The organism is Tyzzerella sp. An114 (assembly GCF_002161055.1).
Taxonomy (GTDB): Bacteria; Bacillota; Clostridia; order Lachnospirales; family Anaerotignaceae; genus Fimicola; species Fimicola cottocaccae.
This window is the reverse complement of record NZ_NFLT01000011.1, coordinates 42,390-64,538: the sequence shown is the minus strand read 5'-3', so window position 1 is coordinate 64,538 and position 22,149 is coordinate 42,390. Positions and strand designations below refer to the sequence as shown.

At 29.8% G+C, this 22,149-nt stretch carries 19 protein-coding genes; 4 read left to right on the top strand and 15 right to left on the bottom strand.

Going from position 1 to position 22,149, the window contains the following annotated elements; translation table 11 throughout:
* On the bottom strand, positions 1-1,755 hold a 1,755-nt coding region (locus tag B5E58_RS10080; protein WP_143597255.1), incomplete at its 3' end, for a hypothetical protein.
* Positions 1,756-2,151: 396 nt separating this feature from the next.
* On the opposite strand from B5E58_RS10080, the gene B5E58_RS10075 reads away from it, so the two are divergent.
* The 3 genes from B5E58_RS10075 to B5E58_RS10065 all read left to right on the top strand — a co-directional run bounded on the left by B5E58_RS10075 (position 2,152) and on the right by B5E58_RS10065 (position 4,681).
* The gene (locus tag B5E58_RS10075) at positions 2,152-2,982 is read left to right on the top strand and encodes a deoxyribonuclease IV (RefSeq protein WP_088109539.1); all 831 of its coding nucleotides are present in this window, start codon (positions 2,152-2,154) and stop codon (positions 2,980-2,982) included.
* A gap of 125 nt (positions 2,983-3,107) precedes the next feature.
* Positions 3,108-3,305, top strand: a complete 198-nt coding sequence (locus tag B5E58_RS10070; protein ID WP_088109538.1) for a type II toxin-antitoxin system HicA family toxin — start codon at positions 3,108-3,110, stop codon at positions 3,303-3,305.
* 113 nt (positions 3,306-3,418) lie between these two features.
* Complete coding sequence (locus B5E58_RS10065; protein ID WP_088109537.1) at positions 3,419-4,681, top strand: PepSY domain-containing protein; 1,263 nt, start codon at positions 3,419-3,421, stop codon at positions 4,679-4,681.
* Between the two features lie 47 nt (positions 4,682-4,728).
* Here the strand turns inward: B5E58_RS10065 and B5E58_RS10060 are convergent, their stop codons facing one another.
* The 6 genes from B5E58_RS10060 to B5E58_RS10035 form a co-directional block, all read right to left on the bottom strand.
* Positions 4,729-5,514 (bottom strand): polysaccharide deacetylase family protein, encoded by a 786-nt coding sequence (locus B5E58_RS10060; protein ID WP_164493555.1) that lies wholly within the window; start codon positions 5,512-5,514, stop codon positions 4,729-4,731.
* Positions 5,515-5,615: 101 nt separating this feature from the next.
* Positions 5,616-7,154 carry an ATP-binding protein gene (locus B5E58_RS10055; protein WP_088109536.1) on the bottom strand — a complete coding sequence of 513 codons (1,539 nt, stop codon included), beginning with the start codon at positions 7,152-7,154 and terminating at the stop codon, positions 5,616-5,618.
* A 3-nt stretch (positions 7,155-7,157) separates the two neighbouring features.
* The gene (locus B5E58_RS10050) at positions 7,158-8,519 is read right to left on the bottom strand and encodes a vWA domain-containing protein (RefSeq protein ID WP_088109535.1); all 1,362 of its coding nucleotides are present in this window, start codon (positions 8,517-8,519) and stop codon (positions 7,158-7,160) included.
* Between the two features lie 6 nt (positions 8,520-8,525).
* Positions 8,526-9,689: a leucine-rich repeat domain-containing protein gene (locus B5E58_RS10045; protein ID WP_088109534.1), complete on the bottom strand. Its 1,164-nt coding sequence runs from the start codon at positions 9,687-9,689 to the stop codon at positions 8,526-8,528.
* A gap of 126 nt (positions 9,690-9,815) precedes the next feature.
* Positions 9,816-11,012 (bottom strand): hypothetical protein, encoded by a 1,197-nt coding sequence (locus tag B5E58_RS10040; RefSeq protein ID WP_088109533.1) that lies wholly within the window; start codon positions 11,010-11,012, stop codon positions 9,816-9,818.
* A 12-nt stretch (positions 11,013-11,024) separates the two neighbouring features.
* Complete coding sequence (locus B5E58_RS10035; protein WP_088109532.1) at positions 11,025-12,443, bottom strand: MBOAT family O-acyltransferase; 1,419 nt, start codon at positions 12,441-12,443, stop codon at positions 11,025-11,027.
* A 149-nt stretch (positions 12,444-12,592) separates the two neighbouring features.
* On the opposite strand from B5E58_RS10035, the gene B5E58_RS10030 reads away from it, so the two are divergent.
* A complete protein-coding gene (locus B5E58_RS10030) occupies positions 12,593-13,804 on the top strand; it encodes a DUF4317 domain-containing protein (protein WP_088109531.1) in 1,212 nt (403 codons plus the stop codon).
* Positions 13,805-13,880: 76 nt separating this feature from the next.
* Here the strand turns inward: B5E58_RS10030 and hcp are convergent, their stop codons facing one another.
* From hcp to B5E58_RS09990, 8 genes are all read right to left on the bottom strand, one after another.
* Positions 13,881-15,515, bottom strand: coding sequence for a hydroxylamine reductase (gene hcp / locus B5E58_RS10025; protein ID WP_088109530.1), 1,635 nt, complete (start codon positions 15,513-15,515; stop codon positions 13,881-13,883).
* Positions 15,516-15,539: 24 nt separating this feature from the next.
* Positions 15,540-15,881 (bottom strand): cupin domain-containing protein, encoded by a 342-nt coding sequence (locus tag B5E58_RS10020; RefSeq protein ID WP_088109529.1) that lies wholly within the window; start codon positions 15,879-15,881, stop codon positions 15,540-15,542.
* Between the two features lie 161 nt (positions 15,882-16,042).
* Positions 16,043-16,402 carry a DUF1667 domain-containing protein gene (locus tag B5E58_RS10015; protein WP_088109528.1) on the bottom strand — a complete coding sequence of 120 codons (360 nt, stop codon included), beginning with the start codon at positions 16,400-16,402 and terminating at the stop codon, positions 16,043-16,045.
* A gap of 4 nt (positions 16,403-16,406) precedes the next feature.
* Complete coding sequence (locus B5E58_RS10010) at positions 16,407-17,675, bottom strand: NAD(P)/FAD-dependent oxidoreductase (RefSeq protein ID WP_088109527.1); 1,269 nt, start codon at positions 17,673-17,675, stop codon at positions 16,407-16,409.
* Between the two features lie 17 nt (positions 17,676-17,692).
* A complete protein-coding gene (locus B5E58_RS10005; RefSeq protein ID WP_088109526.1) occupies positions 17,693-19,129 on the bottom strand; it encodes an NAD(P)/FAD-dependent oxidoreductase in 1,437 nt (478 codons plus the stop codon).
* Between the two features lie 53 nt (positions 19,130-19,182).
* Positions 19,183-19,893, bottom strand: a complete 711-nt coding sequence (locus tag B5E58_RS10000; protein WP_088109525.1) for an MIP/aquaporin family protein — start codon at positions 19,891-19,893, stop codon at positions 19,183-19,185.
* A gap of 63 nt (positions 19,894-19,956) precedes the next feature.
* Positions 19,957-21,453, bottom strand: coding sequence for a glycerol kinase GlpK (glpK, locus tag B5E58_RS09995; RefSeq protein ID WP_088109524.1), 1,497 nt, complete (start codon positions 21,451-21,453; stop codon positions 19,957-19,959).
* A gap of 71 nt (positions 21,454-21,524) precedes the next feature.
* A complete protein-coding gene (locus tag B5E58_RS09990) occupies positions 21,525-22,094 on the bottom strand; it encodes a glycerol-3-phosphate responsive antiterminator (protein WP_088109523.1) in 570 nt (189 codons plus the stop codon).
* Between the last annotated feature and the right edge of the window lie 55 nt (positions 22,095-22,149).

Here is a 22,149-nt window from a genome sequence, read left to right as displayed (position 1 = left end):
ATTTATTATAGTATCAAAATTAGTAAAAATCTCATCATAACTATTATGACCATCAAGATTAAGGTCATTTATACCTAAGTTTAATACAATGTAATCAGGTGTCTCAAGGTTATTACTTTCTATATAATATTTAAAATCAAATTTACCGTTGTTAAGAAATGAATTTGTATATCCAGCATATGATAAACTATTACAATAGTTATAAGCAGACCAACCACCTCTGCCCTCATGTCTATTATCCTCTGTTCCTCTTGTACCTATAAGATTTATATTTGTACCATCAGCTTGAAACATTTCTTTTACATATTTTGAATAATAATCTTGATTTATAAGACTATCTCCTAAAAACATAATATTAAGTTCTCTGTTTATTTCTTTATTTGGCACATATTCAAATTCAATAGGTGAATTTTTTTCACCTTTTAAAGTATAATTTATAATTAAATTTTCTTCTTCTACAATAGGTACAATTTTATTTTTATCAAAGATATAACTATAATTATTAGCTGTCACTTTAAATTCAGAATTTGCAGTACTTCCACCAGAAATAACTGTATTACTCAAATATATTTCTGTGTTTCCACTTCTTGTATAATATACCTTATCAGGTACAACAGTTTCTATTTGAGATTTACAACTTTCTTTTAAAGGCTCTGAACTGTTTGTATATATATTTTCTAAAGGTATTTTTACCTTTGAAAGATTTATAAGCATGCGAATTACAGTATCTTTACTATCACTTCTCAATATAATTTCTGTATTTTTATCATTTATAAAATTAGAATTATAATACTTAATTATACCTTTATAAACTATATTATCACTATCTTTTATAGATATTTCTATTCCTGTATTGCTTAAATTTATGCCATTTATAAAATATCTCTCATTTCCACTATTATATATTTTTAAATCAGTTACACCAGTAAAAAATCTGTCAAGTTTTTCATTTCCTAAAGTATTTGAATTAAATACATTTGTATTAAGTGATACACTGTCCGAAAAATCTATGGTTTTAAGATTTTTATCAGAAAAGCCTAAACTGTTTATATTATCGCTATAAAAAGCATCGTTTAATTTTAATTGAATATCATCGTCAAAGACCTCAAAAGTAGGTGTATTGAGAAAATAAAAAAGTTTTACTGAAGAACCTGTAATATTTTGACTGTAAAGAAAATTTTTTATATTTTCAACAGTTTTAATATTTCTAACATTCATAAAACGCATTATTATTTTACTACCATCTGTAGAAAATGATAATGCATCATATATCGATGTTTTTTGTTCTTTATCAGATAGTATATCAAAATGTGTACACATACCATTAAGTATATTAGTATCTATTGGTGAATCACATATAAAAGCTACCGTGTTATCATTTTTATAACTATTTTTTGAATATACTTCCCAGTTTTCAGCACCTGTAAATTCATATACACCAACATTACGTTCTATTCCCCATACACCATTTTTATTTACTATTCTATCTTTATAACCTTCATTTATTTTATAAAGAGGTGAATTTATAGGCAACTCTATAATCTGGTTTTTAGAAAAAAGCTTGAGAATTCCACTTTCTCCTACTCCTGCATAAGTAGATATATTGTAAGGATTAATATTATACACAGGATTAGGTCTGAAAGAAGATGTAGAGCCATTTATAATAGCATTCGTCATTACTTCCCCTGCCATTACAGTGTTATTAAAAATCATTGAAAATGCAATTATTGAAAGTATTTTTCTTTTCACTGTCATAAAACCTCCTTTAGTTTATACTATTATAAGATAAAATTAATTATTAAACAATGGAATAATAAGTAATTTATTTTTATATAACATATAAATATTATTTTATTATTTAAAACTCTTTATATATCAAAGGATAATATAGAAACATATGTTCTTATGAATTTTATAGACTTTAAAGCTGTAGTCAATTTAATTGACTACAGCTTATTAAAAAAATATATATGTACATCATTAATAAAAATTAAATTTTAATTTTAAAAATTTTGCTCATTTTTTAAAAATTTTGCAAAATTCACTAAATCATCAGAATATATCGAACATCCTTTCTTAAAAGTACAATATTGTAATAACTATATAAAACAAGGTATAATATTTAAAAATAAAATTTTGGAGGTATATTATATGCTTAATATAGGCTGTCATCTATCTTCATCAAAAGGATTTTATAATATGGGTAAAGAAGCATTGAAAATAAATGCCAATACATTTCAGTTCTTTACAAGAAATCCTAGAGGAAGTAAAGCTAAAAATATAGATGAAAATGATATAAATAAACTATTAAAATTAATGAATGAAAATAACTTTACAAAAATACTAGCCCATGCACCATATACTTTAAATTGTGCATCTGCTGATAATAAAATAAGAGAGTTTGCATTTATGACAATGGAAGACGACCTTAAAAGAATGGAATATATACCAGGCAATATGTATAACTTTCATCCAGGAAGCCACGTAGGTCAAGGTAAAGAAAAAGGAATTGAGCTGATTTCTGATGTATTAAATAATATCTTAAAAGAAGAACAGACAACTACTATACTTCTCGAAACTATGTCTGGTAAAGGTACTGAAATAGGAAAAAATTTCAAAGAACTTAAAGCTATAATTGATAATGTTAATCTATCACATAAAATCGGTATATGTTTTGATACCTGTCATATGTATGATGCTGGATATGATATAGTTAATAATCTCGATAATGCTTTAGAGGAATTTAATTCCATAATAGGAATTGATAAATTAAAAGCTATACATATAAATGATAGTAAAAATCCTTTTGGAAGCCATAAAGATCGTCATGAAAAAATTGGTATGGGTTATATAGGTTTAGAAGCTTTTAAAAGAATAATAAATCATCCATTACTAAGAAAACTTCCTTTTTATCTTGAAACGCCTAACGAACTTTCAGGATATGCATATGAAATAGAACTCTTAAAGAGAAATTATAATTAAACTTTTTATTTATAAAAGAAATATTTATATAACAAAAATCAAACTATAATACACAAATTAAAATTATTTGATATAATTAATAATATACATACTTAGCACAATACAATTCATTAAGGAGGATTTTTATGAGTAACCGTCCAAGGGCATATAACATAAGAGAATTTAAAGAAATACTCAAAAAAAATGGATATGTATTTGTGCGTAAAGGAAAAGGAGATCATAGTATTTATAGTAATGGTAAAACTACAATAGCTATAGCTAAACATATGAATAAGATGATAGCTTTAAGACTTATAAAAGAAAATAATCTTAAAACAGATTAAAATCGTTACAATTTTATTTCAAAAATAATGTGCTTATAGTAATAAAAATAACTATATGTTATAATATAATAAATAAATCAATTACTAATCCATAATAAAAAGGAGGAGTATTTATGAAAAAGCATTTTGTATTTATAACAACTGCAATATTAACTATTACAACAGCTATACCTATAATAGCAAATGAAGCCATTTCTTCAAAAGATGCACAGCTTAGACCTGACTTTACAATAATAGTTGATGGCAGTGAAATTAATTTCAAAACAGCAAATGGCGATGCTGCATATCCTATATTGTATAAGGATAGTACATATCTTCCTTTACGTGCAATAGGTGAAATTATGGGTAAAAATGTTAACTGGGACGAGGATAATAAAACTATTACTATAAGTGGAAAAAGAGATGCTACATCATCAAATAAAGATAATCCTGATATAGCTAAAAAAAATATTATAATACAAGAAAGACAAGATTTTACAATAATAATTGATGATATAGAAAAAACTTTCTATTCCGCTAATGGAACTAGAATTTATCCAATCCTTTATAACGGAAGTACATATCTTCCACTTCGTTCAATTGGAGAAATAATGAACAAAGAAGTATTATGGAATGCAACAGATAAAATTGTTACATTAAATGGAGACTTTACAGTTACTGATGCTGATAGCTTTGAAACTGTCGATAAAGAAGAAATATCTAGTGGTTATATAGGAAGAAAAGAAGCTCAGAGACTTGCTTTGAAACATGCCCTTGAAACAGAAAATACTGTTAAATTCGTAAGAACGGAATTAAATAAAGTAAATGGCGAATGGGTTTATGATATTGAATTTTATTCAAATGAAAGAGAATATGACTATGTAATAGATGCAGAAACAGGAAAAGTTTTAGATCACGACTATAATATAGATAATTGGACTAAACCTGAAATTAACGATGATATAGGTCTTGAAAAAGCTAAAGAAATAGCTCTTAACCATGCTGGTCTTAAATCAAATAATGTTAAATTCGTAAAAACAAAAATTAATTATGAAGACGGGAAAAAAATATATGAAATAGAATTTTATAAAGGAAATAATGAATATGATTACGAAATAGATGCAACAACAGGAAAAATAATTGATTTCGACTATGACGCAGAAAACTATACATCTAACAGTGACAAAACATTATCTATTGACGAAGCTAAAAAGGTTATTTTAAAATATATAGGCTTAAATGATAATGATAACTATTTTGTAAAATATGAAATGGATTATGATGATGGCCAGCTTGTATATGAATTTGAAATTCGTTTAGGAAGAATTGAATATGAATGTAAAATAAATGCAAAAACTGGTGCTATACTTGAAATTGAATCTGATTATAATGATTAATTAATAAAAAAGGCGGTTTTTTAACCGCCTTTTTTGTTTATTTTATATTAATTCTTTATTTGACGACCTTCATGGTCAATATGATAATCATTTTTTATTATAAGATCAGATAAAGGAACTATTTCATACCCATTCTCCTTAAGACCTTTTATTATACTATCTAAGGCCTCTGGTGTATATTTAGCATCATTATGAAATAATATTATTGAACCATTACCAAGATGTTTATGGTTTAATACTTGACTTATTTCATGTTCTACTCCATATTCTTTCCAATCTAAACTATCAACATCCCATTGTATTGTATAATATCCACATTCCTCAGCAGCTTCTATAACTTTATTATCATACTCTCCGAAAGGTGGACGGAAAAGAAACATATCTTGACCTGTTAGCTCTTTAACTTTTTCGTGGGCAGTCATAAGTTCATTTTTAATTTGTTCTTTCGACATCTGGCTCATATGAGGATGAGTTGATGAATGATTTCCTAAATCATGACCAGCTTCAGCAATTTTTTTTACTTCCTCTGGATAATCTTCAACCCAATAACCACACATAAAAAATGTTGTTTTAACATCGTTTTCATCTAGTATTCTAAGAAGTTCATCTGTATCATCAGCGCCCCAAGCTGCATCAAAACTTATAGCTACTTTCTTTTCAGGAGTATCAACACAGTATATAGGCAATTTCCTTTCATTTTCAGCAAATAGTTGGTTAAAAACTTGAACTGTTGTTCTTTTTCCTGCAAAAACAGCTATTAAAAGTAAACAAACACAAACTCCTATGTACTCAGCCTTTTTTTTGATAATTTCAATTATTTTCCCATTATTCATAAATAAAACCTCACAATGTTTTTTTATAAATATATTCATCAATTATCAAATTTATTTTAAAAAATAAAAAAACCTCCAAAAAAGGAGGCTTTTTAAAAATTTTAGAAAAGCAAATTAATTTCTGTTTTTGCGTTCTCTATATCTTTTATTATTGATTTTTCTTTTTCATCAAAAAGCAATTCTTTGTTATACTCAAAATATTTATCGCAGCCATTTTCTTTTATAAACTTAACACTATAGTAGTTAGCTGTAAGTTCTGTAATAAATATAACCATTTCTTGACCAGTACCGAATGTTTTTTCAATAAATCCAAAAGCGTTATTTAAAAACTCTGATGTATTATTAATAATATTTTGACGATTTTCGACAACATTTGAAAACTCTTCTTTTATATATTGGAAAACATCATCTTTATTCGAAAGGTCTTTTTTCAAAGCACCATTTATATAATTTTCAAGATTTTCTATTGTCATGTTATAGGCTTTTGATTCTGTTTTGTCTATAAGATTTGTTTTTTTCTTATGGTCAAAAACAGCTTTTTCATCATCAATAACAGTTTCAATAATTGATTTGAAATCTGTATCTTTACAATATGGACTTTGAAATTTATCTCTAATTTCTTTAAGTACTGTATAAAGTCTTTCTGTGTGTAAATCTTCCACAAAAGACTCTCTGAAGCTTTCAGAAAGACTACTTAATATAAGACCTATAACACTAAGTTTTTCATCAAAAGGTGCATTTTCAAGCTTTTTAACAGCTTCATCGCTATAATTTCCATTTAATATATTTGATATATTATAATCTGTACGATATTTTTCATAAAGCTCAATATAATTTGCAAAATCTTTAGCTGTCTTTTTATGCTGTAAATATTGATAAACAAAATTTTCATCAGCCTTAATTCCAAGTTTTTTATAAACATCAAGGACTGTTGAAAGGTCTTCCCAACCTCTGGCAGTTACAAATCGTTTGCCATCAACAGTATTTTCCATAATATAAAAATTACTTTTCTTTATATCTAAATATGAAAGTATAGCACCATTAATTCCCTTTCTCCATGCATATTCTTTCCAAACATCATAATCTGGCTCAACATTTATAACCTTCATACGGTCTAAAGTTACAACATCAAATTCTCTTACAGATTTATTATATTCTGGTGGATTTCCTGCTGTAACAATAATCCAGCCTTCAGGCACTTTATGTGTACCAAATGTTTTTGCTTGTAAAAATTGAAGCATTGAAGGTGCAAGAGTTTCAGATACACAATTTACTTCATCTATAAAGAGTATACCCTCTTTAAAACCTGTCTCTGTTATTTTGTCATATACAGATGCTATAATCTCACTCATAGTATATTCTGTTACAGAATACTCTTTGCCACCATATATTTTTTTACTTATAAAAGGTAATCCAACAGCACTCTGTCTTGTATGATGAGTTATACTATAAGATACAAGACCTATTGAACACTCTCCTGCAATCTGCTCCATAACAGCAGTCTTTCCTATACCAGGAGCACCCATAAGAAGTATAGGACGCTGTCTCACAGAAGGTATAATATATTCTCCAAATTCATCTTTTGCAAGATAGGCTTTTACAGTATTTTTAATTTCCTCTTTAGCTCTTTTTATATTCAAAATTTAATCCCTTCTTTCTAAAATATCATTTTTACCTAAAACAACTTTTAATGCCCATGGTGGTACAGTCTTGTCATTGTATTCTTCATCTATAAAAACAAAAGCAGTTTCAAAAGAAGGCATTTTTTTCGGAAAAACACCCCAACCATCTGTAAAATATATAAGCCCTTTTAAATTTTTAAATTCTCCCTCTTCAATGAGTTTTTCAACATACTCAAATGTTGGTCTAAAATCTGTTCCGCCCATTCCTGAAATTTGAAAGTTATCCATAAATCTTTCTATATCTTCTTTTGATTGAGCTTTAAAATCTCTCTGTATTCCTGCATCACACTGTATTATATGTACATTAAATTTTCTGAAAAAACTTTCATTATTTAAAAGTATAGAATATGTCTCCTCTAAAAAAGTTTTTATTGTGTCTCCTTCACAAGATTCAGATGTATCAATAGCAATCACAAGTTCCTCAATCTTTTTTTCTTCTTTATACTCTAAAGGCTCTATAAGAGGCATATTACCATAGATATTAAGACCATAAGTATAAAATATATAGTCATAAGAATCATCATCTATATGAATATTTTCACTTAAAGTTACAAACTTTTCTAAAAATCTTTTATAGTTATATCTTTCTCGATTTTCGACTTTTAAATAAGAAATAATATCTCCAACCATATCTCCTATATCTCTTGATAGAGTTTCAAGGTTTGTTTGGGTTTTTTCGCTTATATCCTGCCATTTTTTAGATAACTCATTTTGACTATTGTTTTCATTATTATTATCATTGTCCCTATCATTTTGATTATCATTATTATTTTTATCATCATCATTTTGCCAGAAAACATGGTCACATTCTCTAAACTCAAGCTGTAATTTTGCAATTTCTCTTACAGATAAATTTTCTTCTTTTAATTTCTCATAAATACCCTCAGCAGTCAAAACCTTTAGTTTCCTTCTAAGTCTTTCATAAACTTCAACTCTTTTATCAGAAACAGTTAATTTAAGACATTTAAAAGGTAAACTATCTATTATAGACTCAACGGCAATATCACAGGCAATATTATAAAGTTCTTCATTTTTTTTTCCTCTGTTAAAAGGATGTCTAAATATACAATGAAGTATCATATGCATATAAAGTCTATTTACAAGTATTCTATCAGACAAATATTTATCCGTTAAAAATCTTGGATTATACAATATTTTTATACCGTCTGTACCTGTATACAGTGTTGAAAGGTTCATTTCATAGGAAAGTCCACTTAAAGCTGTATCAAGAAAACGCATTGATATATAAAGTTCATTCCTTGATGATTTTAATATTTTTTCTCCTACTTCAATAAGTTTTCTGTGGGTTTCATTCAAATTCATCACCCCTTAAAGTTCAAATGTTTTAGTTTTATTGCTTTTAAAATTTTTATGGCAATAGTCCATAATAAAAGATGTTATATCAGTCTTTCCATTTTCACCTGAAAATTTCATGGCATAATCAGCACTTTTCTCATCAAAAAGTCCCCATTTTGTTAAAAGTTTTATTTTTTCAACATCTCCCAAAGATATATAATACTCTGATGTAAACTTTATATTTTCTCTTATATAGTCTAAATATATTTGCTTTTTATCATCAGTAAGTTTATAAGGATATTCCAAACGATACATGGCAAATAGCATTACCATAACATTTCCATCTTCACGTTTTGTAAGATAGAAATATGAGTCATAATGTCTAAAATCAATACCAGAATTTCTTATACACTGATGAAATATATGACCTGTTCCATAATTTACTTGATGAAAAAGTCTTGCGGGAGTATCCTCTATATACTCATATTGAAAATCAGGAACAACTAATTTTGCTCTTTGCCCATAATCAAAATCAACTATTATATGTAATTCTTGAGTTAGAGGCGCTATAATATCCGCCACATTTATATATTTTCCAAAAGTTATATATTTAAGTCTTATACAATTTAAAAACATTCCTGTACCTGTCTTCTCAAGGCTTTTAGGTAAAACAACACTCTCAATATTTCTACAATTATAAAAAACATAGTTTCCAACAGACTTACAGCCTTCAGGAATATCTATACTTTTAATATTTCTACAATTATGAAAAGCATAGCTTTCTGTATTCTGTATACCTTCAGGTATATAAATATTTTCCAAAGACTCACAACCAGATAGCATATATTCTGAAATATTTTCAAGATTTTCAGGTAAATGTATATAGTATAAATATTTACAACCACAAAAAGCATATTTTCCTATTTTTGTAACAGTGTCAGGAATATATATGCGTTTTATAGCTTCTCCTTCGTCGCTTTCACAATCTTTTTCACCTTCTATGAATATATATGAAATTTCATCTTCTTTATCATTTGGCAAAAACTCATTTTCAGTATAAAAAGCATAATCTCCTATCTCAGAAACAGTTATACCATTTATAGTATCAGGTATACGTATTTCAGAAACTCTCCCCTTTATGCCTGTAATCTTTATTCCATTTTTTTGTTTTTCATAAAAAATCTCTGTGGAAATCATAACAATCCTTCCTTAAACTTCTTTAAAAAACTATAATATTACATTATTTAATTATATGTCTTTTATCTACATTATGTCAATTCAAAAATAAAAAGCATTGTTATAAAAACAATGCTTTTTATAGAGTTATTTATCATATTTTCTATCAACAGCTCTTCCATTTCCTTCATCAAATAACATTGACTCATAATCTCTTACACATATGACTATATCAGGCTTATATTCCAATATATACTGTGATAAAGTTTTATCGTTATAGTGTCTAAGGTCAAGGGAACGCATTTCATTGAAACTATAATACATGAGAGACTCTAAAGGATTTGTAAAACTGTCACCGTATATTAAAACAGAAGGCAAATCAGGTCTTTCAGTTTTTATTATAGTTTCTCCTACATCTCCACCCATATAAAAATCATAAGTTATAAATTCATTTTTATTTTCAGGCATTTTATAAACAGTAGGAGAAGAATATCTTCCATCATTAGTTCTTGAAAGACTTAAGGGTTCTCCAAAATCTGCATATAATAACTTCTCATCAGTATCATACATTCCAAAAAGTTTTCTATTTCTTGAACCTAAATATGGATTTTCAATATTTTGAAAACGTATATTTGTAGGAAGTTTTAAATTAAAATCTGTTGTATTATTTATAGCATTTATAATTGTAGTGTAAAGAGTATATGCTCCACTCATTGTATAATGGTTGTCTGTTGTTGACCACATACTTTCCGGATTTCCCATTTTATCAAATACTACACCCATATCAATATAATTTATATGTCTTTCTGCCATATGATTTTTAGTATAAACAAGTTCTGTATCTGTAAACTCTTTTCGATTATTCAAATAATCGGGATATCTATCTTCAAAATATGCATACTGACATGGTACAGCTATATAATAATATTTACCACCATATGATTCTGCAATATCCCTTACTGCCGATACATTATCAGCATTTATTTTTGATTTGTTTTCAATATATAAAGGGTCTACAACTTCAAAGTTATTAAAAGGAAGTAAAATATCATCTTTTACAACAATGTCATTAACAACAGGTCTTTTCAATATTTTCATATTTACAAATGTATTTATTTTCATTAAAACCTCTCTTGCCTCACATTGGTCTTCAAGATACTTGCCTAAACCCTCAAAATACTCTCCTGATATAAATGACTCCTTTGAAAATCTAGGTAACTGAGCAAGATTTCTATTCTCATAGAAAGAATAATCATACTTTACAGAAAAAACCGTTGCAACTCCTGTAATTGATATAAAAAATACAAAGGCACATATACAGAATAGTTTTGAAACTTTTTTCATAAAATCTGCCTCCTAAAATCTAAAATATATAAAAGGATTAAATGAACCTGAAACAAGCTCTATGTATGAAATAGCAAATAATACAAGAGCTATAAAAATAGGACACCAGTTTAAAGCAAGTCTGAAAAATGCTTTTTTCCTTCTCTTGAAAAATGCCAACTGAATAATATTTTTTATAGGCATTGAGAATATGAAAGCTATTATAAATTCATATCTATATTGAAGAAGCCAATACAAAGTTTGATTGCTCCAAAGTCCATTTCCTCCACCAAACATAGCTTTTATAAACATAGCCGTTTCTGACATTGTAACACATCTAAAAAGAACCCAGCTTATTATAACAACAAACATTGTATATATGTGTCCAACAAATGATGGAAGATTTTTAAGTTTATCTCCCCAAAGATACTTCTCTCCTATAAGTACTATAAAAAACCATAATCCCCAAAATATAAAATTCCAACTGGCTCCATGCCAAAGTCCTGTTAAAAACCATACAACAAGTAAATTTATAATATTTCTTTTTACACCTTTTCTATTTCCACCTAAAGGAATATAGACATAATCCCTAAACCATGTTGAAAGTGAAATATGCCACCTTCTCCAAAATTCATTTACAGTTTTTGAAATATAAGGATAATTAAAGTTTTCTAAGAAATGAAAACCAAACATTTTTCCAAGACCTATTGCCATATCTGAATAAGCTGAAAAATCAAAATAAATCTGAAAAGTATAGGCAATAGCTCCAACCCATGCAAGAGAAGCTGAAAGGCTTGATGTCTGTATAAAAATACCATCAGCTACACTGCCCATTCCATTAGCAATAAGCATTTTTTTTGCAAATCCAAACATAAATCTTACTGCACCCTCTGAGAAATCCTTTACATTCTCATGTCTTTTTCCAATCTCACCTTCAACAGTTGAGTATCTTACAATAGGTCCTGCTACAAGCTGTGGAAAAAGAGAAATATATAAAGCTAATCTTAAAGGATTTTTTTGAACTTCAGCTTGTCCTCTATAAACATCTATAACATAACTTAAACCCTGAAAAGTATAAAATGATATACCTATTGGCAATGTTATTTCTGGAATAGGAACAACAACCCCTAAAGAATTTATTATTTCTGCAATAAATCCGCTGTATTTAAAGTAACATAAAAGCCCTATTCCGCAAAATACCGCAAAAAATACTGCTCCCTTTCTTGCTTCCTTTCTAAATCTTCTTCCAGCGAATATACCACATATATAATTTATAAGAACTGAAACAACCATAAGTATTATAAATTTAGGTCCGCCCCAGCCATAGAAAATTATGCTGAATATGAGAAGTACAAAATTTCTTATTCCTCTTAATTTCTCAGGTATAACAAAATATATTGCAAATAAAAGAGGTAAAAAGAAACTTACAAACTCAATACTGCAAAAAACCATATTATCCCCCCTAAATATAATATAAATTTATTTTACCATATATTATAACTAATAAGTTTACAAAAATCTTAAAATATATGTATTTTAAAAATTGTTGAAAACAATACGAACATACGTTATAATATTCAAATAGCGAGGAGGAAAAACTTATGACAAAAAAAGATGTACTTGAACTTAAAAGACGATTAAAAAAAGATAAATGTACTTTTACAAAAATGTGTGGTTGTTATGTAGATATCAATAAAAACAAGGTTTTGACATTTTCTGAAACTTTTTTAAATTTAGAGGAAGAAGAACTTTTTAAATATCTTGATATTGCAAAGAAAACTTTATCAGGTACAGTTGGTAATAATATTCTCGAACTTAAGTTCGAACAATCTGAAGAAACATCAGAGGGAAAACGAGGTCTTTTTATGGCTTTAAAAGACAGTGGACTTAAAAATGATGATATATTAAATATGTTTTATGATGTAATAATTGATACATATGAAACAGAAAAAAATTATCTAATACTTTTATTTAAGGATGCATATGATGTTATAACAAAAACAACAGATAACAATGCTCTTGATGAGTCTGAAACTGTTTTTGATTACATATTATGTGCTATATGTCCTGTTGATGTCACAAAAGCTGGTTTAAGCTATATTGAAAGTGAAAACAGAATTGGAGCAAGATTTAGAGATAAAATTGTAGGTATGCCAGATACAGGTTTTATTTTTCCGGCTTTCTCTGACCGTTCTACTGATATTCATTCTGTAATGTATTATACAAAAAATCCTAAAGACCCAAAACCTGATTTTATGGTTTCAGCTTTAGGCTGTAACGAGGAAAAAACTTCAACACAACAAAAAAATATGCTTAAAGATATAGTTTCTCATGCTTTAGGTGGCGATGATGAAGAAACAGAAGATATATTTATGGAGATACAGGAAAGTATAAATGCTGTTGTTGAAGAAAACACAAATATATATAATAAGGAAGAAATTACTCTCACAGCTGATAATATAGCTGACATTGTATGTGACATTGATATCCCAAAAGAAACTGCCGAAAAAATAGAAAATATATACAGAGCTGAATTTGGAGATAAAGCTCCTCTTGCTGAAAATCTCATTGACAGTAAAACTCTTGCTTTAGCTGAAAAAAGAAGAAATGAAAAGGCTTTACAAAATCAAGTTGTAAATCTTACAAAAAAATTAGAGGAAATAAGAACAGAAGAAAAAGAAAACAGTCTTGTTATAAAGACAGCTCACAAAAAAGATGTAAAAACAGATGTTATAAATGGCATAAAATATGTAATGATACCTATTGAAGAAAATGAAACTATAAGTATAAACGGTGAAACAAAAGAAATATAATAAAAAAGGAAACTGTTTTAAAAAAGACAGTTTCCTTTTTTGCATTTCAGATAAATATTTTAAATAGGATTTTTTATTATTCAAAAAACATTTTTATATCATCTTCAACATTTGTTATGCCTGCTATTCCAAAGTTTTTAACTAAAACATCAGCAACATTTGGAGAGAGGAAAGCTGGAAGTGTTGGTCCAAGATGTATATTTTTAACACCAAGATGAAGAAGTGCTAAAAGAATAATTACAGCTTTCTGCTCATACCATGCTATATTGTATATTATAGGGAGGTCATTTATATCTTCAAGACCAAACACCTCTTTTAATTTCATGGCTATAACAGCAAGAGAATAACTGTCATTACACTGTCCTGCATCAAGAACACGAGGAATTCCTCCTATATCCCCTAAATCAAGTTTATTGTATTTATATTTAGCACAGCCTGCTGTGAGAATTACTGTATCTTTAGGGAGTGCCTTTGCAAACTCTGTGTAATAGTCTCTTGATTTACTTCTTCCATCACAGCCTGCCATTACAACGAATTTTTTAATAGCTCCACTTTTTACAGCTTCAACAATCTTATCAGCAAGAGCTAAAACCTGATTATGAGCAAAACCACCTATTATTTCACCTGTCTCAATCTCTGTTGGAGGTGGACATTTTTTAGCGTGTTCTATAATTTCTGAAAAATCTTTGTGTTCTCCTGTTTTACCAGCAATATGTTTACAGCCTGTAAAACCTACTGCACCTGTTGTATAAACTCTGTCTTTATAACTATCAAGAGGAGGAACAAGACAGTTTGTTGTTAAAAATATAGGACCATTAAATGATAAAAATTCCTCTTTCTGTTTCCACCATGCATTTCCATAGTTTCCTGCAAAATGACTGTATTTCTTAAATTTTGGATAATAATGAGCAGGAAGCATTTCGGAGTGAGTATATACATCAACACCTGTTCCCTCTGTCTGTTCAAGGAGCATTTCAAGGTCTTTAAGGTCATGACCTGATATAAGTATTGCAGGATTATTTCTTACACCTATATTTACTTTTGTTATTTCAGGATTTCCATAGGCTTCTGTATTTGCACTGTCTAAAAGTGCCATAACATCAACACCATACTTTCCTGTTTCAAGAGCAAGAGCTGTAAGTTCACCAACTGTCAAAGTATCATCAAGAGTTTTTGCAAGGGTACTTTGTAAAAATGCGTTTATATCTTCGCTATCTTTCCCAAGAGCATTTGCATGTTTTAAATATGCAGCCATTCCCTTTAATCCGTATACTATCATCTCTCTTAAACTTCTTATATCTTCATTTTCTGTTGAAATTACACCAACTTTTTCAGCTTTTTCAATAATCTCATCATCACTTGAACAAATATATCCACCAACTTTAAAAGTGTCTGTTATATTATAATTTTCTATAAGTTTAGCACTTTCTTTCATTGTGTCATATATACGAGATTTTATAACTTCATCATCAAAATTTGCATTTGTTATTGTGACAAAAAGATTTTCACTTATAATTCTATTTATATATGGTGGAACAATTTTATTTTTATTTCTTAAAGCTGTTGTTATCTCTGAAATTCCTTTTGTTACATATATAAGCATATCTTGAAGTTTTGCTGTCAAAGGTTTCTTTCCACAAACTCCTGACATCGTACAGCCTTTACATCCGGCTGTTTCCTGACACTGGTAACAAAACATTTTATTTTCCATTTTAATTCTCTCCTTAATATATAATTATTTTTCAACTGGAAATACTACTGTAAGAAACATTTTAAAGGCTTCCTCTCCATATACAGAATGAGGTTTTCCTGCTGGCATAACAAGAGTTTCTCCTGCATTTAAAATATATTCTTTTCCATCAACAGTAAATTTTCCTTTTCCCTCTAAAACAGTAACCATAGCATCTCCTTCAGATTTATGAGTTCCAAATTCTTCACCTTTATCAAAGGCAAAAACTGTAAGACTTACATATTCATTCTGTGCAAGAGTACGGCTAACAACTTGACCACTTTGTATATTTACAAGGCTTGAAAGAGTTTCAACTGACTCATGATTTATATTTTTAATATATTTCATATATAATCAATCCTTTCTTTAAGGTTTATTTCAAACTATGGTCATATTATATATTAAGTTTTTTAAAAATTCTGTTGTATTTACAACATAAATAAAATTTTATGAAAAAAGAGGATATTTTTAAAATATCCTCTTTCTTACTTATACAAATATACAAATTATTAATTTACATCTTTTGTTGCAACAATGTCAACACCAGTATCAACCACATTTGATAAAATTACATCACCAATATGAACTGGTGCTTTAACTTCAACACCTTTTAAAGCTTTTACACATTCAAATATTTTTCCTTTTGGAATATCCTCTTTTGTTTTTACAGAAACTGTCTCAGCACTGCCATTTAAAACTTTTACAGTTGAAGTAACAATTCTTGTTGGATTTGTCACTTCTTTTCTAGCGTAATCATCACCACGTTTACAGGTATTTCCTGTTACACTTACAACTTCATTTCCATTCATTGTAACAGTAAGAGCACATCCCATAGGACAACCTATACAAGTTAAATATCTTTCTTCCATTGTATTATGCCTCCTCTATTTTTACAGTTATAGTCTTTAAGTCAGGATATTTAAGAAGCTGTTCTTTTGTAAGTTTTATTTCTTCCATCTCTCCTGGAGCAACAACAGGACGTTTTCTTCTTATAACTCTTTCATCATCAAAATATGCAGATACATAACAGTTTTTATATACACCACCTACACGGAAACGAACTGTTATACTATCATCCATACGCTGAACATTAATATTTTTAGGTACTGTATATCTAACACCATCTATTGGATTTAACATAATTTCATGACCTTCAGATTTTCTTTCTTTGCCATTCTTTACATATATAGCAGCATTTTTTCCTGCTGTTGTAGCTTCCTCAGAAACAAAGTCAACTAAATCATGAACATGAAGAACGTTCCCACAGGCAAATACACCTTCAATGCTTGTTTCAAGACTTTCATTTACATTAGGTCCTGATGTGATAGGGTTCATTTCTACACCCATTCCCCTTGAAATTTCATTTTCAGGTACAAGACCAACAGATAAAAGAAGTGTATCACAAGAATAATACTCCTCTGTTCCTGGTATAGGTTTTCCTTTACTGTCTACCTCAGCAAGTGTAATTCCTTCAAGTCTTTTTTTTCCTTTTATATCTAAAACTGTATGACTGAGTTTTAAAGGAATTCCATAGTCATCAAGACACTGTACAATATTTCTCTTTAAACCTCCAGAATAAGGCATAAGCTCTGCAACAACTTTTACTTTAGCACCTTCAAAAGTCATTCTTCTTGCCATTATAAGACCGATGTCTCCTGAACCAAGGATTACAACTTCTCTACCTGGCATATATCCTTCTATGTTTACAAGTCTTTGAGCTGTTCCTGCAGAAAAAATACCTGCTGGACGATATCCTGGTATATTTAAAGCTCCTCTTGACCTTTCACGACAACCCATAGCTAAAACTATTGCTTTTGCTTTGATTTCAAAAAGTCCCTCTGTTCTGTTCATAGCTGTAACAACTTTATCAGGACTTATGTCCATAACCATTGTATTTAATTCATATTCAATATTTAATTCTTTTACTTGCTCAATGAATCTTGCTGCATATTCTGGTCCTGTAAGTTCCTCTTTAAATGTGTGAAGACCAAACCCGTTATGTATACACTGATTGAGAATTCCTCCCAATTCCTTATCTCTTTCCAATATCAAAATACTGTCAATACCATTTTTTTTGCTTGAAATAGCAGCGGCAAGACCTGCTGGGCCACCGCCAATTATAACTACATCATAAGATTTCATATTTTGACGCCTCCCTTTTATAATGTATCTTTATTAGTTCCTACAACAATTTTAGAATTACCACCAGATTTTGTAATTTCAAACATACTTACACCAAGCTCACGGGATAAAATTTCCATTGTTCTAGGAGAACAGAAACCTGCTTGACATCTACCCATGCCAGCTCTAGTTCTTCTCTTGACACCATCTAATGATTTTGCTCCTATTGGTCTACGGATTGCGTCAATAATTTCACCTTCTGTTATCATTTCACAGCGACATATAATATTGCCATATTCTGGTTTTTCTTTTATTAAAGCTATTCTTTCTTCTTTACTCAATGTGTTTGGATTTAAAATGCCTTTTCTTGTTCCTACAAAATCAGGATTTTCTTCAAGTCCAAGTTTTTCTTTTAAAATATTTGCAACCATCTCTCCTATGGCTGGACAACTTGTAAGTCCTGGAGACTCTATACCTGCACAGTCAATGAATCCTTTTGCATCAGAAACTTCACCTATTATAAATTCATGACCGTCTTCATGAGCACGAAGTCCTGCAAAAGATGTTATAACTTGTCTCATAGGTATATTATTTACATTTAAAGCTGACTGACTTATAACTTTGTCAAGTCCTTCTCTTGTTGTATTAGTTCCCTCTTTATTTTCTATATCATCAGCTGTTGGACCTACAAGAAGATTTCCATGAACAGTAGGTGCTACAAGTACACCTTTTCCAAATTCATTTGGAAGTGTAAAAATAGTACTTGAAACGTGTTCTCCTGCACTCTTATCTAATAAGCAATATTCTCCTTTTCTTGCTGTAATATGGATTTTATTTTCGCTAACCATATTATGGAATTTATCAGCATATACACCAGCTGCATTTACAACATATTTTGTTTTTATTACTCCATTATTTGTATAAAGTTCAAAACCTTCATCAATTTTTTTAATATCTAATACCTCTGTATTAAACTTAAACTCAATACCATTTGCATTGGCATTTTCAGCAAGAGCAATATTTAAGTTAAAAGGACATACTATTCCGGCACTAGGTGCGTATAAAGCAGCATACATATTATCAACAATATTAGGTTCCATTTCTTTAACTTCTTCTTTAGTTAATATACGTAAGCCTTTTACCCCATTAGCTAAACCTTTTTTATATAACTCCTGTAAACTAGGCATATCCTTTTCATTGAGACATACAACTAATGAGCCATTTCTCTTAAAAGGAAAATCTAAGTCCTTTGAAAGTTGTTCCATCATTTCATTTCCACGAACATTAAGTTTCGCCATGAGAGAACCCGGTTCAGCATCATATCCGGCATGGGCTATTGCACTGTTAGCCTTAGATGTTCCACAACATACATCTTCTTCTTTTTCTATTACACAAGCTTTTACTTTATAACGTGATAATTCTCTTGCTGAGGCTGCTCCGGACACACCGCCTCCGATTATAATTACATCATACATGATAAAATCTCTCCTTTAATTTAGTTTACAAAAATTATATAATTTAATATTTTTTACCAAGGAATAGCTGAAAAAAGTAATACCGCAGCAATAGCTCCTATAATAGGTCCTATAAGAGGAACAACAGCATATCCCCAATTTGAACTTCCCTTATCTTTTATAGGAAGAATAGCATGAGCCAAACGTGGACCAATATCACGAGCAGGATTTATTGCATATCCTGTAAGACCTCCAAGAGACATACCTATTGATACAATAATTCCAAATACTAAGAATTTATCAAATCCACCAGCAAGTTCTGGAACATTTGCTATCCCCTTAATAGCAAATACAAGAACAAAAGCACCTATTGCCTCACTTAATATGTTTCTTCCTATATTTGGAACAGCTGGACTTGTACAAAATACACCACGTTTTGCATCTTTATCTTTTGTTGCATCAAACTGGTCTTTAAATAATATATAAACCAATACAGCACCAACAAAAGCACCTGCAAACTGTGCTATTATATATCCCGGAACAAGGGCCCATTCAAAGCTTCCATCAATAGCAAGAGCTATTGTGAGGGCTGGGTTAAAGGAAGCCCCTGAAGCTGCACCAAATATGAATGCCGGAACCATAACTGCAAGACCCCAAGCAAAGCAAATTTGAATAGGTCCGGCTCCTTTCATACCTGATTTTTCAAGTGTAACATTGGCTACTACTCCGTCTCCTAAAAGAATAAGTATCATTGTACCCAAAAATTCTGAAATATATGGTAACATTATTAGTCCCCCTCTTACCCAAACAGATATTTATATTCTATATTCAATTTTTATTGAAACAAATTAATCTTCCTTAGCCCAGCCATAAGCATATTTGACAGCTTTATGCCAACCTTTTATTTTTGAGAGTCTCTTTTCTTCATCAAGACATGGTTTAAATATTTTATCTATTGCCCAGTTCTTAATAACATCTTCTTTGTTAGCCCAATATCCAACTGCAAGACCTGCAAGATATGCTGCACCCATAGCTGTTGTCTCTACACACTGTGGTCGATTTACAGGGGCATTTATTATGTCAGCCTGTGTTTGCATAAGGAAATCATTTGCACTAGCTCCACCATCAACTTTTAAAGAAGCAAGTTTTATACCTGAGTCCTCCTCCATAACTGTTAATACATCATGAACCTGATATGCTAAAGATTCCAAAGTTGCGCGTATTATGTGATATTTATTAACTCCACGAGTAATTCCTACAATAGTTCCTCTTGCGTACTGGTCCCAATATGGAGCTCCTAATCCTGTGAAGGCTGGAACAACATAACAACCGTTAGTATCTTTTACCTTTTTAGCCATATACTCTGAGTCTGGTGATGAGTCTATAAGTCTTAATTCATCACGTAACCATTGAACAGCCGCACCTGCAACGAATATTGAGCCTTCTAAAGCATAATTTACTTTTCCGTCAAGTCCCCATGCTATTGTTGTTACAAGACCATTTTCAGAAAATACTGGTTTTTCTCCTGTATTCATAAGAAGGAAACAACCTGTTCCATATGTATTTTTGGCCTCTCCTGCTGTGAAACAAGTTTGACCAAATAAAGCTGCTTGCTGGTCTCCTGCTGCTCCTGATATAGGTATTGATCCACCTAAGAATGATGGGTCAGCTTCTCCATATACACAGCTTGATGGTTTTGCTTCTGGAAGCATGCTTTTTGGAATATCAAGTTCTTTAAGAATTTCATCGTCCCATTCTAAAGTGTTTATATTGAAAAGCATTGTACGAGAAGCATTTGAGTAATCTGTTACATGAACAGCTCCCTTTGTAAGTTTCCAAATTAACCAAGTTTCAACAGTACCAAAAAGTAAATCTCCTTTTTCAGCCTTTTCTCTTGCTCCCGGAACATTATCTAAAATCCATTTAACTTTTGTTCCTGAAAAGTATGCATCGATTATAAGCCCTGTTTTCTTTCTAAAAACTTCTGTAAGTCCTTTTTCTTTTAAAGAATCACAATATTCAGATGTTCTTCGACATTGCCATACAATAGCATGATATATAGGTTCACCTGTATTTTTATCCCATACAATGGCTGTTTCCCTCTGATTTGTAATACCGATAGCAGCAATATTTTCAGCAGCAGCTCCAATCATATTCATTGCTTCAACAGCAACACCAAGCATACTTGCCCAAATTTCATCTGCATCATGTTCTACCCAGCCTGGCTTTGGAAAATACTGTGTGAACTCTCTCTGTGCCACAGAGCACATTTCACCTTTTTCATTGAATAAAATACATCTGTTGCTAGTTGTACCTGCGTCCAATGCCATTACATACTTTTCCATAATTGTGTCCCCCTTTTATATACATTCATTTTAATATTCAAACTGTTACTCTAACAGTTTAACATCATTAATTACATTTTCCAAACATCATGATTTGTTGTTGAAACAGCTATTACACCGGCTGATAAAGCACCCATAACAGATTCTTTATCTGTTATAAGTCCACCTGCAATGATTGGAACTTTTGATGCACGACAAATTTTCTTGATTATTTTAGGCATAACTCCTGGTAAAACTTCGATAAAATCTGGTTTAACCATATATTCCTGTTGTTTTATAATTTCAAGTGACATTGAATCTAATAAAAAATATCTTAATATTGTAAACATTCCCAAGTCTTTTCCTCTTTTAATTAAAGCTGGTTTTGTAGAAATTATTCCATCAGCATCTGTATTTTGTCTTATGAAATCAACAGAAACTTCCTTTGAGCTTAAACCTGTTATCAAGTCGATATGTACCATAGCAATTTTATTTGCATCTTTTATTTTTTTAATAATACCCTTTAAAGAACATATATCCCCAAATAATATAAAAATAACTCTTATATCTTTTATTCCACAGCACTCCTCCAATCCTTTCATATCTTTGACAGAAGCAATTACTGGATTTGCTTCTACTGCTTCATAAAATCTGTTATCCATATAAACCCTCTCATACTTATAATAAAATTCTTAGTTACGTAAAAAAGAGCAAACT

Coding starts and splice junctions, on each gene's coding strand:
- B5E58_RS10020 (WP_088109529.1), bottom strand. CDS start 15,881: ATGAAATATATTAAAAATATAAATCATGAGTCAGTTGAAACTCTTTCA.
- B5E58_RS10045 (WP_088109534.1), bottom strand. CDS start 9,689: ATGATTTCCACAGAGATTTTTTATGAAAAACAAAAAAATGGAATAAAG.
- B5E58_RS10010 (WP_088109527.1), bottom strand. CDS start 17,675: ATGAAATCTTATGATGTAGTTATAATTGGCGGTGGCCCAGCAGGTCTT.
- B5E58_RS10040 (WP_088109533.1), bottom strand. CDS start 11,012: ATGAAAAAAGTTTCAAAACTATTCTGTATATGTGCCTTTGTATTTTTT.
- B5E58_RS10050 (WP_088109535.1), bottom strand. CDS start 8,519: ATGAATTTGAATGAAACCCACAGAAAACTTATTGAAGTAGGAGAAAAA.
- hcp (WP_088109530.1), bottom strand. CDS start 15,515: ATGGAAAATAAAATGTTTTGTTACCAGTGTCAGGAAACAGCCGGATGT.
- B5E58_RS10060 (WP_164493555.1), bottom strand. CDS start 5,514: ATGAATAATGGGAAAATAATTGAAATTATCAAAAAAAAGGCTGAGTAC.
- B5E58_RS10000 (WP_088109525.1), bottom strand. CDS start 19,893: ATGTTACCATATATTTCAGAATTTTTGGGTACAATGATACTTATTCTT.
- B5E58_RS09990 (WP_088109523.1), bottom strand. CDS start 22,094: ATGGATAACAGATTTTATGAAGCAGTAGAAGCAAATCCAGTAATTGCT.
- B5E58_RS10035 (WP_088109532.1), bottom strand. CDS start 12,443: ATGGTTTTTTGCAGTATTGAGTTTGTAAGTTTCTTTTTACCTCTTTTA.
- B5E58_RS10015 (WP_088109528.1), bottom strand. CDS start 16,402: ATGGAAGAAAGATATTTAACTTGTATAGGTTGTCCTATGGGATGTGCT.
- B5E58_RS10030 (WP_088109531.1), top strand. CDS start 12,593: ATGACAAAAAAAGATGTACTTGAACTTAAAAGACGATTAAAAAAAGAT.
- B5E58_RS10070 (WP_088109538.1), top strand. CDS start 3,108: ATGAGTAACCGTCCAAGGGCATATAACATAAGAGAATTTAAAGAAATA.
- B5E58_RS10065 (WP_088109537.1), top strand. CDS start 3,419: ATGAAAAAGCATTTTGTATTTATAACAACTGCAATATTAACTATTACA.
- B5E58_RS10075 (WP_088109539.1), top strand. CDS start 2,152: ATGCTTAATATAGGCTGTCATCTATCTTCATCAAAAGGATTTTATAAT.
- B5E58_RS10005 (WP_088109526.1), bottom strand. CDS start 19,129: ATGTATGATGTAATTATAATCGGAGGCGGTGTGTCCGGAGCAGCCTCA.
- glpK (WP_088109524.1), bottom strand. CDS start 21,453: ATGGAAAAGTATGTAATGGCATTGGACGCAGGTACAACTAGCAACAGA.